This is a genomic window from Pantoea sp. LMR881 (genome assembly GCF_027157825.1).
In the GTDB taxonomy this organism is placed as follows: Bacteria; Pseudomonadota; Gammaproteobacteria; order Enterobacterales; family Enterobacteriaceae; genus Pantoea; species Pantoea haifensis.
The window spans coordinates 75,136-94,809 of sequence record NZ_JAPVOK010000003.1 but is presented as its reverse complement, the minus strand read 5'-3'; the positions used below and the strand labels follow the sequence as shown (position 1 = coordinate 94,809).

Here is a 19,674-nt window from a genome sequence, read left to right as displayed (position 1 = left end):
AATGTTGATTACGGACAGGGAAAGCGGCAAATCATTATGCTTCGCTCAGGATTTTATAGACCGTGGAGCGGACAATGCCGAGCTGCCGGGATATCACCGTGGCACCGTGACCCTGCTGCTGAAGCACCAGTACATTGTTTCTGTCGATGGTGCGCCTGCGCCCAAACCGGATGCCTTTCAGCTTAGCTTCCTCCCGGCCTTCGTTAGTACGTTCCAGTATTCTCCGCCGTTCGGCCTGTGCGACGGCAGACAGGATGGTGACCACCATCTGGCCCATTTCGCCATCGGTACAAATCACGTCATCGATGAAACGGACGGCCACGCCTTGTGCGTCGAATTCCTTTATCAACTGGATCATATCGGCGGTGTCCCGGCTCAGACGGTCCAGTTTCTTCACCAGAAGGGCATCACCTTCCTCCATCTTCATGCGCAGCAGATCAAGCCCCGGACGATCAACGCTGCCTTTCGAACATGCCTGAATAATGATGAGCGATTTATTGTATTTGCGCTAAAAAAACACAATACAATCAGGAAATTTGAAATTAATGAGGTATGTATGCTTCCCCGGTTAATCGTCCCAACGCAACTTATCCAGACCGTTCAGTTAATCCAGTCGGCAGTGAAAACAGAAAAAGTGATTTTTCAAACACTGTTTCCAGCGTAGCCAATAGTTGTGAAACAATGAGTGCGACCTCTAAAAATAAGAGCAGAGGTGAAAGTCATGGTAAACCTGGCATCACTGATTGCGTTAATGAAAAAACAGCAGAAATTCCAGAACCTGATTACGACCATAGTGAGAGTAACATCAACGATTCAGATACAATGGCTGCTTCAGCAAACAGCAAAAATAGCCCAGGCCGCAGAGTATTCGCCGCGCTTACTGACGTTTACAGGGAGTTAACGGGTGTTTCTGATGTCGAACTGTTAAAGGAATTTAATCAAGTGGATTTCATTCAGGGATCGACACTGGCTAAAAAAGGTGTTTGTTTACCACTGGTAACAAAATGGCTGACTGAAAGAAACTCAATGATTGATTTTTTTCTGACATCTCGACGCCAGAAGGTCGAGAGGAGATCATGCATGTTGCGATGGCGAAAGTGAGAACGGGGAATGCTGGTGTTAATATGGATTACCTTGCAAATAAAGGATACGAATTAAAACTATTAGACGATGAAGCGCCAGTAACCTCTGGGTTATACTCTGTCACCGTGATATTGCCGGATGGATGCCATGGCATGGGACTTGAAGTAACAGAAAATAATAAAACTACCTTTTTTGATCCAAATTATGGTGAGTTTTCTTTTACTAACCCAGCTTCTTTCCACAACTTTTTACCGCCTTACTTAAAGGCTGCATACGACATTAAAGATGAGCCAAATTTTTCTTATGTTCAGTATGTGGAAGTAAGATAGTTGAAATCCAGAGGCATGCACTGTGTTCTCGTGGTTAATAAAACCTAAATATCTTCAGCGAGATTTTATAAACCGGGCAAGCAGCAATACGGCGCTGTCTGGACATGCCGGTAGCACCGCGCGATAACACATGCTCTCTGTCAAGGGTGCGCTTGCGGCCTGAACGTACGCCTTTCAGGATTAACACAATGCATTACCCAGTCAGGAAAAATAATGAGGATGACAGACGTCGCATTCTGACCCGGCTTAACCGGGGAGAAAACAGACATGCTGCCGCCAGCGTCATTTGCCAGGGACAGAAAGGCGAGTTCAGAAAACACTATCAGGACAGGCAAGAGGCGCAACAGGGTGTTCTGGAGCGGACGCCCAATGCCGTCGTGCTATGGAATACAGATGCTGACCGCACTGCTGCTGATGAGGCGCTTTGCTGACGCCCTCATGGTGGTTAGAAAGAGACTCTGCGTACGATTCCACTTCAGACCCTGCCAGCCGCCAGTCGCCACATTTTTTCTCGTATGGCTTCCTGCGTTTCCTTGTCTGGCGCAGCCTGGATATCCCTGAACAGTGCCCAGACTTTCTCTTCCAGTGCCTGGTTCTCTTGCTGATCAACGGAGTCACCGGGCTGCCCGTTATCCTGAGCCGGATGCTCGCCTTGTTTCAGCTCTGCTGCTGGCTTTTCAGTCATGAATTTTCCTTAATTTTTGGGCCAGCCATTGTCGTGGCGTGTGGCCTGATAAAAAGCTCGCAAGCAGAAGCGGATGAAATTTATAAAAATTTTGATTAAGTCCGTAAGTTCTGCTTTGAGAACAGCTATTGATCCTGGCTGAAGAGATTATGATTTCAAGCGAGACGGGCGCTGTTTTTTCTTATTCAGACTAAGCCGGTATAGCTGCCGTGCGTCAGCAGGCAGATGCGTTCAGCATTTACCGGGCAGGTGATCGCGCAAGCAAACAGGCATGGCGGGTTTCACCTTCCGCTCAGAGAAGATGACAGTACAGGCACGCTCTGTATATTGACGGCTGTTCGCTCTGTTACATTCAGGCCGTGGCGCTCAGGTCACGCCCGGGTATTCGCGACCCTTGTTGAAATCTATCTGCACGACCGAACCTGAAAAGGGTTCTCCTCACTCTTATCCGCCCAAAAATGTGAACTGCCTTGTGCTTTTTCCATCCAGTCGCTGTTTGATTGTGACCGGGATCCAGTTACACAGCCAGATTACTTGTATGGTAGTAATCGCAGAAACTATGTTAATTCTGTGTTTAATTTTTGATCTGAATTACCGTTCTGCTGGCATGAAAAAAGAAAAAACAGGGCGCGGCCTCTCCGGAATTAACAGGAGCAGGCGGCAGACTATAGCGACTTTTAAAGGCACCGGATATGACCTCTCCCTCATCTGAACTGGCGCAACAACCGGCAACAGAGACTCACACGGCCCAAAAACCTGTTGCACGGCGTGGCGTCATGCGCTTTTTACCACGCGCGCATCCCCTTTCCTGGTGGATGCTGGTGATTACCACCCTGGCGATTTTAATGAATTCTATCGACAGGATTATTCTTCCCACCCTGCTTCCGGCAATCATGACCTCGTTCAGTCTGACTGAAGTTCAGGCTGGATGGCTTAATTCATTAAGTTTTGTTGGCACCTTAACCGGTGCCGTTATTTTCGGCCTGTTTTCCGACTGGGTAGGCACCGGGCATAAACGCTGTTACAGCTGGTGCGTCGCCGTGCTGGTGGAGATCGTTTCAGGCGTGGCAACGGCATTTTGTAAATCGCTGGGTGCCTTTCAGGCTCTCAGAGTGGCAATGGGCATGGGAACCGGGGATCGGAGCCCATTAATGTCGCGCTACTGGGTGAATGGTGGCAGAAAGAGAATCGCGGTTTTGCCATTGGCGTACACCATACCGGCTTTCCACTGGGGCAATTTATCGGCCCTGTTCTGATCGCCGCTATTCTGGCCTTTGCAACCTGGCGCGAAGCCTTTCTGTTTATTCCGCTGATTGGTTTAGTGATTCTGGTGGCGCAACTTATTATCGGGACCCGTAAAAACCATCAGAAGGTGAATGACTGGATTGTTGATAACAAACTGACACCGCCCGTTACGGAATCCCTGAAGCATACGGTTGAAACCTCATCTGTCTGGGCTAACGCTGCCTCCTGTCTGAAAAACCGTAACTGCCAGTTGGCTATTTTGCTGATTTTTGGTTTTACCTGGGCTGAGATGGGCATTGCTAATTTCCTGACTTTACAGTTAACGCGTGAAGTCGGACTGGATCTGTCAACCGCCGCGATTATTTCTGGCGCATCCGGATTAACTGGCTGGATTGGTCAGATCCTGTGGGGCAGTTTCTCTGACGTAAAAGGACGTAAGCGTTCACTGGGTATTATTCTTGCTGGCTGGATTTTGGCTGCTGCACTATGCATGTTTATCCATTCCGCTGTGCTTGGCTGGACGATCCTGATCTTTTGGGGATTGTTTCGTAACTCACCCTACCCTGTCGCGTATGCCTTGCTGATTGACTCTTCACCTCGTGCAGCAGCGTCCAGTATGGGGCTGATGATCGGCCTGGCTGTTGGTATCGCCGGTATTTTGGTGGCGCCGGTCAGCGGCTGGATTATTCACAGTTTTGGCTTCACCGTACATTATCTGGTGATCGTCGCCGTACTGTTAATGTCCTCTCTTCCTTTATGGTTTATTAAAGAAACCGTTACGTTAAAAAAGGCCTGATATGACCCACGATCTGTTGACCCTGTTACGCCAGACCACCCTCGTTGAACTGAATCATGCATATGAAGAATTTATGCCCGTCTGGCCCACACATGGAAAGTTTTTCTGTAGCCGTGCGGAGGATTACAGCGCAGGCGATGGCAACTACAACTGTCAGTTAAGCCTTGGCGATCACTGTGGGACACATGTGGATGCACCCGTACATTTTATCGAAGGCGGCAAAACTATCGACCAGATTGACGTGCGCCAGTTAACCGGACGAGGCCGCTGCCTGGATATGTCGCATCTGGCTGAGAACGCAGATATTACGGTTGAAATGATTCAGGCATGGGAAGCAGATAAAGGAGAAATTGTCGCAGGGGATATTGTGATTTTTCGGACCGGTTATGACAACAAATGGCGTTGCCGTCCTCATCAGGCTGAATTTCTAAAAAACTGGCCAGGTCTGTCAGGGGAAGGGGCGCATTACCTCACAGAAAAAGGCGTAACCGTATTGGGCACTGATGCTATGTCACTTGACAGATACAGCAATGATGCGCATCCCGCTCACCTTGCCGTGTTGGGGTCAGACTGCCTGATCATCGAGAATCTTGCCAATCTGCAAAATCTGCCTTCCGAATTCATCTTTATGGCACTACCACTCAGAATCAAAGGCGCATCCGCTTCGCCCGTACGGGCCGTGGCCCTGCTGGAATCATAATTCAGGAGCAAACAGCGCCTTTACCTGTCGCATGGGCGCGCCCTCGCCCGGGGAGATGTGGCTGAACAGCGGACGGAGCCATACAGGTTCACGTCGGCATTCGCCACGGACAGGTGCCACTGTTGCTCAGAACCTTCGCACGTGAAGCCTGATTATCGACTTCACGTGCAAGCCGTTCGTTGAGTGACGGTTAGCTTTTCTTCACCACGTTAATACGCCACGGAATGCCAAATTTGTCGATGAACATCGCAAATCCCTCAGCCCAGAACGTTTCCTGCCATTCGGTCGTGACTTTGCCGCCCGCCGACAGTTTCTCAAACCAGGCTTTTCCCTGCGCCTCATCCGGGGTAGCCAGACTTACCGCATAGCCAGCATGTGAAGATGCCGGACCACTTTCCGTATTGCCGTCACTGAGCATCAGTTCACCCTGACCAATACGCAGGTGCGCATGCATGATTTTTTCAGGAGGTTGTGGCGTAGCGGATTTATCACCGATCTGTTCGCCCTGCTCCGGCATATCACCAAAGGTCATTTTTTCCAGAAGCTCACCGCCGGTGGCCTGCAGATAAAATTCAATTGCCTCTTCGCAGCGGCCATATAAAAACAGATAAGGACAGACTTGCATTGACACCTCCGTTCGTGGGTTGTGTTAACTTTTTTTTGCCTCTCAGGAAGTGTAGACGATTGTGTGACGTGCCGGACATTGCGCCCTGAACAGCGACCAGCGGCGGTTTTCACGCGGAACATCGCAGATGAAATGCTTTCCCCCTGCCCTGATAAGGTGCTTTGGTATCGCCGCACCGGATGTTTAAAAAAGGATATTCACCACAGCAGGGCCGCTTTTCTAAAAGTCACAAAAATATGCCGCAATCTGGTGCAAAAGGGGGTTTTCTGGTGGTTAACTGCACCAGCATAAAACAATAAACCCTGCACCTGAGCTTTGCTTTTTAAACAAACCTGCCTTATTTATTTTGAAATTCCCAAAAGCGTTTATTTCTGTAAATTAGCAAGGGTCGCGGCATGACCTTTTTAAAAATAAACAGCCACATCCTGCTGCGATCATTATTTTAATAAATCCCGTTTTTTCCACACGGAGAAGGCGCTCACTTTTCTTTAATTAAAAATAACAATCCCGAACTGAGGGTGTATGAGAAAAATTATATTGATAGCAGCATTGATGATCCTCTCAGATAATGCGACCTCTGCAATGATTTATAACAACAACGGCAACAAATTCGATTTTTACGGCAGCGTACGGGGACGCCATTACTTTAGCGATAACGCCAGTCAACGTGGTGATTTTTCTTATATACGCTTCGGATTTAAAGGCCAGACCATTATTAATGATGACATAACCGGCTACGGCCAATGGGAATATCAGGCGCAGGCTAACAAAGCGGAATCTGAGGGCAGCGGTTCAGACAAAACCAGGCTGGGTTTTGCCGGACTCAGTTTTAAAGGATGGGGTTCAATTGATTACGGGCGCGGCTTCGGCGTCTACTATACGTTTGCCAGCATCACCGATCTGGCCCCCATCTATGATATTCTTACCGATGCTTACATGGACGGATTTATGACCGGACGTGCTAATAATCTGTTGAGTTATCGAAATAAAAACCTGTTCGGCTACGCAGAGAATGTTTCATTAACGCTTCAGTATCAGGGCGCCAACGGCGCTGGCGAAAATAACAGTCGACGTTCGGTTTATACCGCGAATGGTGAAGGCTACGGCGCAAACCTTGAGTGGGATGTTACCTCCGATCTGGCGCTCCTTGCTGCTTACTCTTCATCGCATCGCACAGCAGAACAGAATGCCTTAACGCTCGGTGACGGCAAACTGGCGCAGATTTGGGGAGCAGGAATAAAATATAATCCAGGCGCTTATTACCTTGCAGTGAAATATTCAGCAGGAACTAACATCACGCCTGTGAACGGCTTTGGCTACGCCAATAAAACCCAAAATTTTGAAGTTTATACAAAATATATATTTGATAATGGCATTGAACCTGCCCTGGGATATTTTTACTCCAGAGGAAAGGATATTGAAGGATACGGCAACGTCGATCTGCTTAATTACATCGATTCATCGCTACGCTACTTTTTCAATATGAATATGTCTGTGTATGTCGATTACCGTATTAACCTGCTGGATAACGCTACGCCGTTTACTATTTTAACCGACGATACCGTGGGATTCGGCATTACCTACCAGTTTTAAATCTGTACGCTGGTCATAAACGGCACCCTTACCGGGTGCCGTCTGACAGTAAAATTGCCTGTTGATAATCATGCCATTTGCCACGCTCTGCCTTGCCGGCTGAACATTCAGACAGGGCGGTTCGCGCTTTAATGATCAAGATAGAGATAATGTACCCAGCTGGTCATGCGCAGCAAAACCTTACGCATGACCGAGACATGGGTAAAGTGATCGGAATAGACGGCTACCTGAGCAAATATACCGTCGGGTAATGCATCAAGATCAGCATTCGGTGCCAGTTCAATCACCGCCAGCACCCCATCAGTGCCTGGCGCAATGGTCAGTGACTGGAGCGTTCCTTGTGCCTGGTATGAGCCACCAGGCACCACTGGCAGGATCCTGAGCAGTTTTCCCGCAAATACCTGCCCGGGCAGCGCGTTAAAGACCGCTTCAGCCTCATCTCCCGCCTCCAGACGCAGCAGTGAATTTTGTCTGAACTGAGCAACAATTTGCCGCTTTTGCTCAGGAATAAAAATCATCACTGGACGCAGCGGCAGTGCTGCCGCGTAGCTACCGGGACGGATCAGAACCTGAGTCACGTAGCCGTTACTCGGTGCCCGAACGACCGTTTGTTCGAGGTTATAGGTGGCTTCAGCCAGTTGAGCTCTGAGGCTGACAATCTGAGACTGTTCGCCGTTCACTACGCTGTCTAACTGGCTTTTAATCTGTGCCTGCTCAGCAAGAGAACCTTTTACCAGCGCATCCTGCGCCAGAAAGGCCTGGCGGGCATTATCAATATCCCGTTCGGAAAAGGGATTCACCTTAGCCTTACTGCCTGCAAGATAGCGTTGATAGTCTTTAAATAATCGATCCCGCTCAGCCGAGACATTCGAGGTAATCGCAATAGCTTCATCTAACTGGCCTTTTAAAACCCGGATATTATGCACAGCCGTCGTTAAATCAGCCTGTAGTCTGTCCACCCGGGCCTGATAACGGGTGTTATCTATACGGAACAGCATCTCTCCTTTTTGTATGCGTATATTCTGTTTACGGGTGACGTCGATAACGATACCCGTGACCTGAGGCGTAACAGGAATCGATATCACCGCTTTTTGTGCCAGGGAAGTATAAGGATGGTTATAGTTCATCAGTAAGATCAGCGCACCAACCAGAAAAATACCGCCCAATGCTGCTGTTGGTACTGACCATTTATTTACCGGGATTTTAAATATTTTAAATATCGTCCAGGCGCATGCGACGTAGGTCAGAATAATCAACAGATCCATGGCATCACTCCGGTGGCAACGACTGGTTATCGCCCTGCTTGCGTTCCAGTTCCGTCACCCGCTGCTGCAACTGTTCCAGAGAGACATTTTGACTTTGTATCCCCAGCCGCGTTCCGGGCGATACAAAGTGGCCCATATCCATAAAAATGGCCAGATAACGTGGAGCGTAAACAGGCTCACCCAACCGGCCACGTGAATTGCGTCTGCGTGAGGATGATTGCGCGACTTTGCGATGAGATAGGGAATGTCGTGCAGGATGATAATCCCGTAGAAAATAACCAGAAAGACGAATACCAATACGCCAAGCGCAAAGTAGTTAAGAAACATACTCGCCTCACGAAATAAAAAGGTTACTGTTAAATATAGTCGTCATGATTCTGAATGGTTTCACCTGGTTTAAAGTTTTAACGGCGGATTCAGTGACAACGACATTATCCTCCCTCTTGCTTAATGCATCCTTTAACCTGATGTAAAAAAGGGCTTACCGCTGTTTTGATAAATTACCTGTAGTTAGTTCACTCAGCGTTCTTTTTATATAGCGTGAATTTATACATCGCCTGAGGAGAGAAATAATTAAATATGGAAAATATCAGAGGTTAATCATACTTTTCAAAATCCGGAAGCAGGAACAGAGCCTGATCGACGAAACAAGAACTATATTGGTGAAACTGCGAAGAGCAAGGCTGAATATCATCTTTTTGACAATCAGGACAGTATTCAGGACTCGCGCTATACCCGGCACATCGACTATCTGATGTTTTTTACCGATTCGGTGCGTGGCTTACAGGCAGGCGCACCGGTTGAATTTCGTGGCATACGCCCTGGCACCGTCGCACAGGTTCCGTTGTTTTTACCCGGCGTCACGCAGGATCTGCACACTCACTATCGCGTGCCGGTGCTGATCCGCATAGAACCCGGGCGTTTTATCAGTGGTATGGGCCAGCATTTTAATCTTGATCAACGGTTGCAGGATGGCAAAAAACGCGGTTTGAGAGCCGCACTAAAAACAGGTAACCTGCTCTCCGGCTCGCTTTATATCGACGTGGATTTTTATGACCATGCGGCGCCTTATCAAGGCCCCGCTAACGTCGCCGGAAAAGATGCAGCAAACCCTGCAGGAATTAAATCGTAGCATGAAGAGCCTGCAACCCGGTTCGCCAGCCTACATTAAGCTGGTGGGGGATATGCAGCACCTTGACCAGGTATTGCGGGAATTGCAGGCGGTGCTGAAAACGCTGAACACGAAAAGTAATGCGCTTATTCTGGAAGCGAAGGCGGTAGAGGATCCGCAGCCGAAGTGGGCCAGACAGTAAGAAATCAGAGAGGGGGCGACGGGTGCGCGCTCAATCAACAGAAGCAGCATGGCTTACTGGCTGATTCCAATCCGTTACCTTTAACCCAGCGTGATGTTATGACAGAAAAAGAGTTATCCACAGAAAATGGGGATAGCCTGTGCATGGAAAAGTATAAAAAGAGTCAGTCGCGTAATAATCAGATTATCACTGCATCACAAGCATCAGAACAGGTCGCGGTCACTGAGCCGAGGCAGCGCACGCCAGGCGGGGCCGCGACGACCTGAAATACGGCACGCCGAGGCAGCGTAAATCAGATCGCCTGCGTAAAAATTTTCCGCATTACGCATCCAGTATTACATTAAACCCACCATAAATCATACGCTTGCCATCGAATGGCATATTATCACCCAACGCTTTCATCCTTGGGTCAGCCATCATTTTTTCATTGGCAGCATCACGTATCTCTCGTGAGGGATATTCGATCCAGCTGAAAACCACTTCCTCGTTTTCCTCTGCTTTAACGGACATACGGAAGTCGGTGAGGTTACCCTCTTTTACATCCTCAACCCAACATTCAACAATGCGCGTTGCGCCAAACTCTTTAAATAAGGGTGCGGCTTTTTCCGCCATGGCGCGATAAGCCTCCTTATTTTCTGCAGGTACCGCGACGACAAAACCGTCAACATATGACATAACATCCTCCATCGTTTCGGGAGCGGTCAGCGCATCTGACCGCTATGGCCAGTATAGGTAAGCCACTGATTACTTTTCTGAGCGCGTTCTGGCAAAAAGCATCACTGTGCGATGCGCCAGGTGATGATGCACCTGGCGTTATGCAGGTCAACGATGAAAAGACATTATTGTTACCGGATCGGCGAGGCCCTAACCGTTTTGACATCAGGCCAGGCGCACTGCCCTGCTGTTGTTAATCCCGGGATTGCGTATCAATGACGGGATTGGCATCACACCGTCTCTGCTTAACGAGTTGGTCGTTAACAATGCGCTGCCGCTTCCAGAAGCAGGTACGCTGTGTACAGCAGAAACTCCCCCACTGATGGCTGAATAACCGAAATTTTTTGTGATCTGTGCCATAATGATTGTTACATTTGGTAATAAATAGCAGCTACAGGTAAGTTATGTCTCAAACTGAAGCGACAGATAAAAAACCCAGAAGTCAGATCAACCCGCCAGTGTTTTATACCTCGGCGATTTTAATTTTTATTATTGTGGCATTCGCCGCACTGTTTCCCGATCTCGCGGATCAGCAACTGAGCGCCCTGCAAAACGGCCTCTTCGCCAATGCCAGTTGGTTTTATATTCTTGCCGTTGCGTTGATATTATTAAGCGTAACCTACCTCGGTATATCCCGCTTTGGTGATATCAAGCTGGGGCCCGATCATTCAGAACCCGATTTCAGTTATGTTTCCTGGTTTGCCATGCTGTTCTCGGCAGGGATGGGCATAGGCCTGATGTTTTTTGGCGTCGCTGAGCCTGTTATGCACTACATGTCTCCTCCTGCCGGAACACCTGAAACCGTTCAGGCCGCCAAGGAAGCATTGCGCATTACCTTTTTCCACTGGGGTCTGCATGCCTGGGCTGTCTATGCCATCGTGGCGCTCATTCTTGCGTTTTTCAGTTATCGTCACGGCCTGCCTCTGACCTTACGCTCTGCGCTGTACCCCATTATTGGTGACAGAATTTACGGCCCCATTGGGCACGCCGTTGATGTGTTTGCCGTAACAGGTACTGTACTGGGTGTGGCAACCTCACTGGGATACGGTGTTTTGCAGGTCAATGCGGGACTAAGCCACCTGTTTGGACTGCCGGTTAACGAAACGGTGCAGGTGATCCTGATCGTGGTCATCACCGCTTTGGCTACGCTGTCGGTGGTGTCCGGCTTAGACAAAGGCATTCGTATTCTGTCTGAAATCAACCTGACGCTGGCTGTTCTTCTGCTGGTATTGGTTGGCGCAATGGGGCCTACGGTTCTGCTGTTAAAATCTTTCGTTGAGAATACCGGCGGTTATCTCTCTGAAATAGTCACTAAAACATTCAATCTGTATGCCTACGAACCCAAATCCAGCAAATGGTTAGGCGGCTGGACGCTGTTCTACTGGGGATGGTGGCTGGCGTGGTCTCCCTTTGTCGGCATGTTTATTGCCCGCGTATCGCGTGGACGTACAATCCGGGAGTTTGTCACGGGCGTACTGTTTGTGCCTGCGGGCTTTACGCTGTTGTGGATGACCTTCTTCGGTAACAGTGCAATCTGGCTGATCGTTAGCAAGGGTGCACGTGACCTTGCCGAGACGGTGCAGTCTGACCAGACACTGGCGTTGTTTAATTTCCTGGAACACTTCCCGTTTAGTTCAGTTCTCTCTTTTATCGCTATGGCGATGGTGGTGGTGTTCTTTGTGACCTCAGCTGATTCAGGCGCAATGGTCGTGGATACGCTTGCGTCCGGCGGTGTTGATCATACGCCGATCTGGCAACGTATTTTCTGGGCGGCACTGATGGGCGTGGTCGCCACCGTATTATTGCTGGCCGGTGGTATGAAAGCATTGCAAACCGTCACGATTGCCAGTGCGCTTCCCTTCTCAATCATTTTGCTTGCGGCGATATACGGGTTACTGAAAGCGTTACGGAGAGATTATTACAAGCGGGAAAGTAAGCAGATCACCACTATTGCTCCCCCTGTTTCTCGTAACCCTATACCGTGGCAACGCCGGTTGCGCAATATTGCTTATTTCCCTAAACGCTCGAACGTCCGACGCTTTATGAATGAAATCATTCAACCGGCCATGCAGATGGTCAGCGCAGAACTGGCGAAGCAAAATACCCCCTCACACATCGAAGACCGTGCTGATGACCGGGTTCGCTTTGAAGTTGATTTAGGCAATGAACTCAATTTTGTCTATGAAGCGCGTCTGCGTTCTTATATTCAACCTGCTTTTGCTCTGGCTGGCTTGAGTGACGAGCAGCAGGATGAAGAGCATCGCTATTACCGGGCAGAGATCTACCTTAAAGAAGGGGGCAGGATTACGATGTGATGAGCTGGACACAGGAGCAGATTATCAATGACATCCTTGACCAGTATGAGAAGCACCTGCACTTCTTGCACCTGGTACGCTAATCCCCGCCGCCGTTAACGTCACGGCTAATCGAAATGCCTGGCTGAGTATAACCAGGCCAGGCATTTCAAAACGCGACGGCTGCCAGAAGCCAGACACGATATTAAGCATATAAAGCCTCTGCTCAATATTCTCAGTGAACAGGTTATATACCCGCCTGCTTTCCCTGCCCGTCACTGACTGCCCTGTAGCGTTTCATAACAAAGTGGCAGCCTTAACTTTTTTGCCTCTGAAAACGGAGATTAAGCTTAATCGCTGCTGTGACAATGGCGATGGCAGCCAGTGTACTGAACAGATGTGGCGCACCGGGAACCAGCAGCATAAAGAGATCAGTCAGCCCCAGTAACAAAAAAGCCAGCGCCCAGATCCAGGTAATTTTATTATTAATCGCTATAAAGCGTGGGCTGGACCAGAATTCCGGTGCCACTGACTGCCTGGCATATTGCAGTGTAAAAGGTTTGCCGATCACGACCGTGATGGCTGCCATCAGGCCAAGTCCGGTATCCAGTATCATACGCACAGCATAGAAAGAGAGTGGCTTTCCTCCGGCCACACTATACAAAGCCATAGCACCAAATAATGCTGCGCCGGTCAGCTCAATCAGGCGTGCAGAGCCGGTTGTGTAGCGAAACCAGAGGCTGAGCCCCAGCGCCAGTATTGCCGCGGCGCTTAATGCAGGCAGAACGGCAACCTGATGAAATAAACAGGAAAACAGAAAGAACGGGAGAAAAGAGATAATCATGGTCATCATGCATATCCTCACAGGTTGCTTTTAAGCAACCCTGCCTAAATAAACCAAATAAGATTGAATTTATGATGGCCCTGTCTGTTTCTCGCCATCTTTCCACTGTAAACATAACATTGTTATTTTGCTGATAGCAATTTAAATAAAATGATATTTTTTATTTATTATGCAGAGAACATCACATTAATCTGCCAGAAAACATCCTTACTGATTGTTTATCTTTATTTTTTATCTTTCTCTTTTTTAAAAAATTACTTTATTCCCGTTGCGTTTGGCATCAGGAATACGCCTCACTAAAAATACAAACAGCAACAATGATTTATTATAAAACATTTATTCAAAATAAATCATGACCTTGAATCACCCGTAACTTTCCACTGTAAAAATAGAGTTGCTATCACTCTGCATCAGGCATATATTTCGTGCATAGAGATTAATCTGCCGTTTAAATAACGCGAAAGATTAATGCCTGCATTCCTTTTACCTGAATCAATTCAGTCCATTAAAGGCAAAGACTTATGTCACTTTCAAATGAACAACCTATCGATTTTGAAGTTGATCTGGATGCCCTGCCTGTTGTCGGTCAGTTGCCGGCAGGTCTGCAAGGCGTGCTGGTAAGAAACGGACCCAACCCGGTTAATCCCCAACCGGGTAGTCACTGGTTTACAGGTGATGGCATGCTACATGCCTTCTATTTCGAAAACGGCAACGTTAATTACTCAAACCGCTGGGTAAGAACACAACATTTTCTGGCTGAGACGCAGGATGAAGTGCATCAGGGGAAAAACCTTTCGCAGAAAGTGGCCGATGGTGCCGCAAACACCAACTTTATTCATCACGCTGGCCACTACCTGGCGCTTGAAGAAGCGCATTTACCGGTTGCCATTGATATCAGCGATCTCAGTACGCTGGGACAGGTCGCGTTCGATACTACAATGACGCGACGCATGACAGCTCATCCCAAAATTTTGCCTGCGAAGGGTTCACTGATCTATTTCGCCTATGGCACACCCGAGTCATTCAGCAATCAGGCGGTGTATGGTCAGATTGATCGAACAGGTCACGCGGTACAGGAAGAAGTCTTTACCATGCCCTACCCCAGCATGGTGCATGATTTCGCCATTACCGAGAATTATGTTCTGTTTCCGCTTTTTCCGCTGACGGCCAGCGCAGAGCGTGCGAAAAAGGCTATCCGCCTTTCGCCTGGGAGCCTGAACTGGGCATGTATCTGGGCATTATGTCCATTGCGGAAGGGGTAAAATCACTTCAGTGGATCCCAGGCGATGCCTGCTTCTCTTTCCATATCATGAACGCCTGGGAAGAAGGCGACGTAATCAGGCTCGATTTAATGCAATACGAAACGCCGCCGCTGTTTCCCTGGCCAGACGGAACGCCAGTGAATAACGGTGAAGCAGAAGGAAGATTTTTTCGCTGGTCAGTTAACCACAATGATGCAGAGCCGCATTTAACCTGCCAGCAGCTTTCAGACGTCAGCGGTGAATTTCCCCGTATTGATGAACGCTTTACGGGCAAACCTTACCGTCACGGCTGGTTTAGCGCCAACAAAACAAAGGATCATGCAGTCAGCCTGCTGTCTGGACTGGCCCATTACGATAATACCGCTGGCCTCACCCGAACCTGGTTCTGGAACGAGCAGGTTTCGGTATCTGAAGGCGTATTTGTCCCGGCATCCTCTGATGCGGGTGAAGGTGAAGGCTGGATCATGGCTACCGTCTGGTTTGCCTCGAAAAACAGCAGCGAACTGGCTATTTTTGATGCGCTGAATGTTGATCAAGGCCCGCTCGCCCGTGTGATATTGCCTCATCGTATCCCCGATGGTTTCCACGGTAACTGGTTCAATAAGCCTTAATATCATGTTCCTCACGGGCGGTGAATCGCCCGTGGCCTGCACGCTGAAAATGTGACTTCTTTCATGGGCAGGCATAAATTATCATCACCTTTTCTCATGTTCAGTTGTGTAAACAGTGCCAGGAGGCGGCATGTTAAAAAAAGGGATGCAACAGCAAAACCCTATCATCGCGGCGATGTTCCTGACGTTGTTTTATGTGCAGCCCGACGCGTGCTTTTACGCGATGGTATTGCCGGGTTAGGGCTTCGCGCTATTGCACGCGAAGCGGGCGTTTCTCATACCGCGCCCCGGCACCATTTTGGCGACCTCTCTAATCTGCTAAGCGAACTGACAAAAACAGGTTACAGAACCCTGAAACAGACGCTGCTGAGTGCCGTAAGCGAGGTTGTCGATCCGGTTCAGCGCCGTAAAACGCTCGCGAAAACCTATATCACCTGGGCTTACGAAAATCCGCAAATGTTCGGACTCATGTTCCGCAACGAGATTATCGATGCTAAAAATCCGGGCCTTATTCAGGCGATGCGCGAAACCATGGCTGTTCTGTCTGGCAGCCTGGAGCGGGAAGAGACCGCAGAGCGCCCGGCACAATCGCTCAGCCAGCAAAAAGCGATGCGCATCGTTATTAACTGGTCCCTGATCCACGGCATGGCAACGCTGCTGATTGATAATCGCCTTACCGCGCTGGCTAACAATGCCGAATACAGCGATGCCTTTGCCCTGATTTGCGCCACGCTGGATGCCTTACAACTCAACATAGCCTTCAAAGAGCCTGAATAAATGCTGGAGCCACACTGGTTAAAAAGCCTCTTATTTTGCTGTGGCCGTCAATGCTCCCCCACTCTGACTTGCTGTAACACCTTTTTTAACCAGTCAGTGGCTTCGCGTTTACCGCTGCGTTGATGCGAATATATTTTCACGCTAAATGCAGGCACGCGGAAAGGCAGCGCCAAAATGGCGATATCCGCCGCCTGCTTCAACCTGTTGGCGACCAGGCGGGGAATGGCCATTAACAAATCACTCTGCGCCACGATAAACGGCGCACTCAACACAGACGGCGTTTTCATTATGACTTTACGTCTGTAACCCTGGCCTTCCAGTTGCAGGTCAATCACGCCCTTGCTTTCATTCCACGGCGTCACGACTAAATGTCGGGCAGCCAGATAATCATCAAAGCTAAGGCTCGTCCGGTTTACATGACTGATGACCACGTACTCATCTTCAAACCAGTCAGTTTCGTCCAGTTCAGGATGTGCCGCTTCCCCCGGTACGCTGAAGCCTAAAGCCAGGTCGATTTCGCCTGCCAGTAGTTCGTTCAAAGCAGGGCTGTGTGGCAGGTAACGCAGATCAAAGCGCAGGCCTGGCGCGCTGGCCTGAAGCGCATGTATCAGGGCAGGGAAAACGCAAAACGCCGTATAATCCGTAATGGCTATCTGAAAACAGGCATCGCTGGTTGCCGGATCAAAAGCGGGCTGAGGTGAAAGTTGCTGGTTGAGGGAACAGAGTGCCGAGGCGACAGAGGGCGCCAGCTGGCAGGCATAAACGCTGGGACACATCCGGTGTCCTTCACGGTAGAAAAGCGGGTCCTGCAGAAAGATCCTGAGCCGCGAAAGCGCATGGCTCAGCGCCGATGTGCTCACAGACAACTCTTCTGCAGCGAGTCTGACAGAACGATGCCGGAAAACCGCATCAAAAACGGGCAGCAGGTTTAAATCGTGCCGCCGTAACGTAGGATGCATGCTTTTCACCTTTCGTTGATTTTATTGCACTTAATTCATCGAACATTAACGCTTATGCTTAGCAGCTTCAAACTGAACCAGGAAATGTAAAAGATGAGTATCACCCTTCGTCAGGCCCGCCCCGCAGATGCGGAGGCTATTTACAACATGATCGTTGAACTGGCTGTCTATGAAAAGGCGCCGGAAGAAGTTGTCACTCACGCTGATGAGATCAGAGAAACCCTGTTTGGAGATGACAGCAAAACCGAAGCGTTGATTTGCGAAGTGGCGGGGACTATCGCGGGCTATGCCGTTTTCTTTACCAGCTACTCCACCTGGCTCGGACGCAACGGCATTTACATGGAAGATTTGTATGTTTCACCTGACTATCGCGGTCAGGGCGCAGGTAAAGCGTTGCTACAGCATATTGCCCGGCTGGCCGTACAGCGCCAGTGTGGCCGGCTTGAGTGGAGTGTGCTCGACTGGAATCAGCCAGCTATCGATTTTTATCTGGGTATAGGTGCCAAACCGCTGAGCGAGTGGGTGCGCTATCGCCTTGAGGGTGAAGATTTGTTAAATTTCGCTGAAAAACAGTAAGTTAAAGCATTAAGCTTTAACGCTGTGTTTGCGCAATTCTTTCCAATACTGAGCCTGTCAGAAAGGTTGTAGTGAGAGCCTTTGTTACAGAATGTGGGTCAGGACGTCATTTTATGATGCAGTTTTCGAATGGTTTTTTACTGAGCCTGTCATTATGCCTTGATATTGGCATAGCCAATATTGCCATGATGACGCTCGCCATGCAGCGTGGCTATTTCCACGGATTCTGTTTAGGGATAGGAACCTGCATAGGCGATCTGATTTATGCTCTTCTGGCGTTAGCAGGAATGGCTGTATTGCTCCAGTTTGAAATTGTCCGCTGGGTACTGTGGATCGGTGGCGGCCTTATGCTGCTATGGTTTGCAGGAAAAATGCTGATGGCGGCTTTTCACAACACCACCGTTCCACAAACAGAAAGAGAACAAGAAAGGCGTTCATTACGGCGTGAGTTTTGCCGGGGCATACTGCTTGCCGTCTCCTCCCCAAGCGCACTTCTCTGGTTCGCCACTGTCGGAGGGGCGCTGATATCACGCATGGGGCAGCACAGTTTCGCGGCCTCATCCTGGTTTCTGAGTGGTTTTTTTATTGCCGGCGTGTTGTGGACCTGCGTGCTGTGCCTTGTCGGAAGCGTTGGCGGTAAAGTACTGGGGCGTCGCTTGCTTAAATATTCTTATGTCGCTTCTGCGCTGATTTTTTGCTATTTCGCCGCCTGGGTGATTGTTTCAGGCTATCGGGAATTTATGGTGGCCTGATCCTCTCTGTAAGATGTAGTGACGGGGCGTTGTTCCCGTCATTTTACGAAACGCATGAACAAAGTGGCGTTGGTTTTGACAACCTCCCCGCCCTGAAGGACGGGGATCCCGGCAAGCCAGAGTTCTTCTGTGCCGGTCAGACTGGTGCTGATGACATATTCATCGTGTAGATGTGTTGGAAAGCCGGCATCATCTGCGGAAACACGCGACAGATTGCAGAGCCAACCGTGAAGTTCTTTCCTCAGCTATGTTTGCAGAGCGTTTTCCATCCTCTCTTTTGCCACATCATTTATCAGTGAGCGTAGCCACCGATGAGCAGGATCGTGGCGATAGCGCACATGCCACCCCATCTCAACAGGAAAAGTGCCAAGATCGACGGGCGCAGGAAAAATGTTGAGTCGCGGATCTTTAGCAAGGTGATGGCAGATTAAATCGGGTAGCGTGGCGCAATAGTCCGTAACGGCAATGATTTCCGGGACAGCTAAAAAGTGAGTAACGGAAATGGCAACCTGACGTTTAAGCCCCCGCTGTTCTAATGCCTGAAACAGACCAGCACGCATTCTGCCGGGCGGCAGCACGTTCACATGTTTTAATGACTCGTACTGCGCTGAAGACAAGGCGTTATGGATTTCAGGATGGTCAGCCCGCACAACACAGGCGAGACCTTCATCCATCAGGTGCTGTACCACCAGATTATCTGGCGCGTCTGAAATCCTTCCCAGCACCATATCCGTGGTGCCCGATATTGCGCCAGTTTCCGTCAGATCGTTACCGAAGGGTATAAGCCTCAGCCTGATGCCGGGAGCACATTCGCGCAGGCGCGCAACAATGGCGGGCATAAGCACAAACTCGACGTAACTGTTTGGCGCGAGGGTAAAAAGCCGTGTCGCCTGAGACGGGTCAAAATCCTGCTGCCCCAGGATCACATCATCAAGGGTTGCCAGTGCAGCAGCAATCACCGGCACCAGCTCCTCAGCCATTTGTGTTGGCCTCATGCCGTAGCGTTCACGGATGAAAAGCGGATCGTGCAGCATATCACGCAGGCGATTTAACGCGTTGGAGAGCGCAGGCTGGGTGATCCCCAGCCGTTCGGCTGCGCGCGTTACGTTGCGTTCTTCCATCAGCGTGACCAGAACCGGGAGTAAATTCAGATCGTATTTCATCCAGCTATAATCTCTTATGAATATCTGAAATAAGATAAATAAATTTCCAGAATATGTCACTGCGGGCCACTATGACGCTGTCAACACA

Annotated in this window: 15 protein-coding genes and 7 pseudogenes; 13 read left to right on the top strand and 9 right to left on the bottom strand. The window is 49.4% G+C overall.

Annotated features, from left to right (window positions below; genetic code table 11):
* Window positions 1-34: 34 nt before the first annotated feature.
* A pseudogene (locus O3W44_RS20080) lies at window positions 35-463 on the bottom strand (recombinase family protein); the annotation flags it as partial.
* Between the two features lie 89 nt (window positions 464-552).
* Here O3W44_RS20080 and O3W44_RS20075 point away from each other — a divergent pair.
* From O3W44_RS20075 to O3W44_RS20065, 3 genes and pseudogenes are all read left to right on the top strand, one after another.
* Complete coding sequence (locus O3W44_RS20075) at window positions 553-1,101, top strand: hypothetical protein (protein ID WP_269294554.1); 549 nt, start codon at window positions 553-555, stop codon at window positions 1,099-1,101.
* On the top strand, window positions 1,077-1,412 hold the full coding sequence (locus O3W44_RS20070; RefSeq protein ID WP_269294553.1) for a YopT-type cysteine protease domain-containing protein: 336 nt from the start codon (window positions 1,077-1,079) through the stop codon (window positions 1,410-1,412). Before O3W44_RS20075 ends, O3W44_RS20070 begins: the two co-directional genes overlap by 25 nt.
* A gap of 209 nt (window positions 1,413-1,621) precedes the next feature.
* A pseudogene (locus O3W44_RS20065) lies at window positions 1,622-1,804 on the top strand (Tn3 family transposase); the annotation flags it as partial.
* A gap of 83 nt (window positions 1,805-1,887) precedes the next feature.
* Here O3W44_RS20065 and O3W44_RS20060 read toward each other — a convergent pair.
* Window positions 1,888-2,097, bottom strand: a complete 210-nt coding sequence (locus tag O3W44_RS20060; protein ID WP_269294552.1) for a hypothetical protein — start codon at window positions 2,095-2,097, stop codon at window positions 1,888-1,890.
* A gap of 692 nt (window positions 2,098-2,789) precedes the next feature.
* On the opposite strand from O3W44_RS20060, the pseudogene O3W44_RS20055 reads away from it, so the two are divergent.
* The 3 genes and pseudogenes from O3W44_RS20055 to O3W44_RS20045 form a co-directional block, all read left to right on the top strand.
* Window positions 2,790-3,589: pseudogene (locus O3W44_RS20055) on the top strand (MFS transporter); the annotation flags it as partial.
* 42 nt (window positions 3,590-3,631) lie between these two features.
* Window positions 3,632-4,138, top strand: coding sequence for an MFS transporter (locus O3W44_RS25075; protein WP_442954679.1), 507 nt, complete (start codon window positions 3,632-3,634; stop codon window positions 4,136-4,138).
* Window position 4,139: 1 nt separating this feature from the next.
* Window positions 4,140-4,838, top strand: a complete 699-nt coding sequence (locus O3W44_RS20045) for a cyclase family protein (protein WP_269294550.1) — start codon at window positions 4,140-4,142, stop codon at window positions 4,836-4,838.
* 190 nt (window positions 4,839-5,028) lie between these two features.
* Here O3W44_RS20045 and yjdN read toward each other — a convergent pair whose 3' ends face one another.
* Complete coding sequence (gene yjdN / locus O3W44_RS20040) at window positions 5,029-5,463, bottom strand: VOC family metalloprotein YjdN (RefSeq protein WP_269294549.1); 435 nt, start codon at window positions 5,461-5,463, stop codon at window positions 5,029-5,031.
* A 522-nt stretch (window positions 5,464-5,985) separates the two neighbouring features.
* On the opposite strand from yjdN, the gene O3W44_RS20035 reads away from it, so the two are divergent.
* A complete protein-coding gene (locus O3W44_RS20035) occupies window positions 5,986-7,056 on the top strand; it encodes a porin (RefSeq protein WP_269294548.1) in 1,071 nt (356 codons plus the stop codon).
* A 128-nt stretch (window positions 7,057-7,184) separates the two neighbouring features.
* On the opposite strand, the gene O3W44_RS20030 is transcribed toward O3W44_RS20035, so the two are convergent.
* Window positions 7,185-8,321 carry an HlyD family secretion protein gene (locus O3W44_RS20030; RefSeq protein WP_269294547.1) on the bottom strand — a complete coding sequence of 379 codons (1,137 nt, stop codon included), beginning with the start codon at window positions 8,319-8,321 and terminating at the stop codon, window positions 7,185-7,187.
* 4 nt (window positions 8,322-8,325) lie between these two features.
* Window positions 8,326-8,648: pseudogene (locus O3W44_RS20025) on the bottom strand (DUF3302 domain-containing protein).
* A gap of 331 nt (window positions 8,649-8,979) precedes the next feature.
* On the opposite strand from O3W44_RS20025, the pseudogene O3W44_RS20020 reads away from it, so the two are divergent.
* Window positions 8,980-9,634, top strand: a pseudogene (locus O3W44_RS20020) (MlaD family protein); the annotation flags it as partial.
* 321 nt (window positions 9,635-9,955) lie between these two features.
* Here O3W44_RS20020 and O3W44_RS20015 read toward each other — a convergent pair.
* The gene (locus O3W44_RS20015) at window positions 9,956-10,309 is read right to left on the bottom strand and encodes a DUF1428 domain-containing protein (protein ID WP_269294546.1); all 354 of its coding nucleotides are present in this window, start codon (window positions 10,307-10,309) and stop codon (window positions 9,956-9,958) included.
* A gap of 443 nt (window positions 10,310-10,752) precedes the next feature.
* On the opposite strand from O3W44_RS20015, the pseudogene O3W44_RS20005 reads away from it, so the two are divergent.
* Window positions 10,753-12,746: pseudogene (locus tag O3W44_RS20005) on the top strand (BCCT family transporter).
* A gap of 212 nt (window positions 12,747-12,958) precedes the next feature.
* Here O3W44_RS20005 and O3W44_RS20000 read toward each other — a convergent pair.
* On the bottom strand, window positions 12,959-13,495 hold the full coding sequence (locus O3W44_RS20000; RefSeq protein WP_269294545.1) for a hypothetical protein: 537 nt from the start codon (window positions 13,493-13,495) through the stop codon (window positions 12,959-12,961).
* Between the two features lie 512 nt (window positions 13,496-14,007).
* On the opposite strand from O3W44_RS20000, the pseudogene O3W44_RS25070 reads away from it, so the two are divergent.
* Both O3W44_RS25070 and O3W44_RS19985 read left to right on the top strand, forming a co-directional pair.
* Window positions 14,008-15,359: pseudogene (locus O3W44_RS25070) on the top strand (carotenoid oxygenase family protein).
* A 210-nt stretch (window positions 15,360-15,569) separates the two neighbouring features.
* Entirely contained in the window at window positions 15,570-16,136 is a 567-nt protein-coding gene (locus tag O3W44_RS19985) for a TetR/AcrR family transcriptional regulator (protein WP_269294542.1), read from the top strand.
* 47 nt (window positions 16,137-16,183) lie between these two features.
* On the opposite strand, the gene O3W44_RS19980 is transcribed toward O3W44_RS19985, so the two are convergent.
* A complete protein-coding gene (locus O3W44_RS19980) occupies window positions 16,184-17,104 on the bottom strand; it encodes a LysR substrate-binding domain-containing protein (protein WP_269294541.1) in 921 nt (306 codons plus the stop codon).
* 84 nt (window positions 17,105-17,188) lie between these two features.
* On the opposite strand from O3W44_RS19980, the gene O3W44_RS19975 reads away from it, so the two are divergent.
* On the top strand, window positions 17,189-17,671 hold the full coding sequence (locus O3W44_RS19975) for a GNAT family N-acetyltransferase (RefSeq protein ID WP_269294540.1): 483 nt from the start codon (window positions 17,189-17,191) through the stop codon (window positions 17,669-17,671).
* Window positions 17,672-17,784: 113 nt separating this feature from the next.
* The gene (locus tag O3W44_RS19970; protein WP_269294539.1) at window positions 17,785-18,423 is read left to right on the top strand and encodes a LysE family translocator; all 639 of its coding nucleotides are present in this window, start codon (window positions 17,785-17,787) and stop codon (window positions 18,421-18,423) included.
* Window positions 18,424-18,668: 245 nt separating this feature from the next.
* On the opposite strand, the gene O3W44_RS19965 is transcribed toward O3W44_RS19970, so the two are convergent.
* Complete coding sequence (locus tag O3W44_RS19965; protein ID WP_269294538.1) at window positions 18,669-19,586, bottom strand: LysR family transcriptional regulator; 918 nt, start codon at window positions 19,584-19,586, stop codon at window positions 18,669-18,671.
* Window positions 19,587-19,674: the final 88 nt, after the last annotated feature.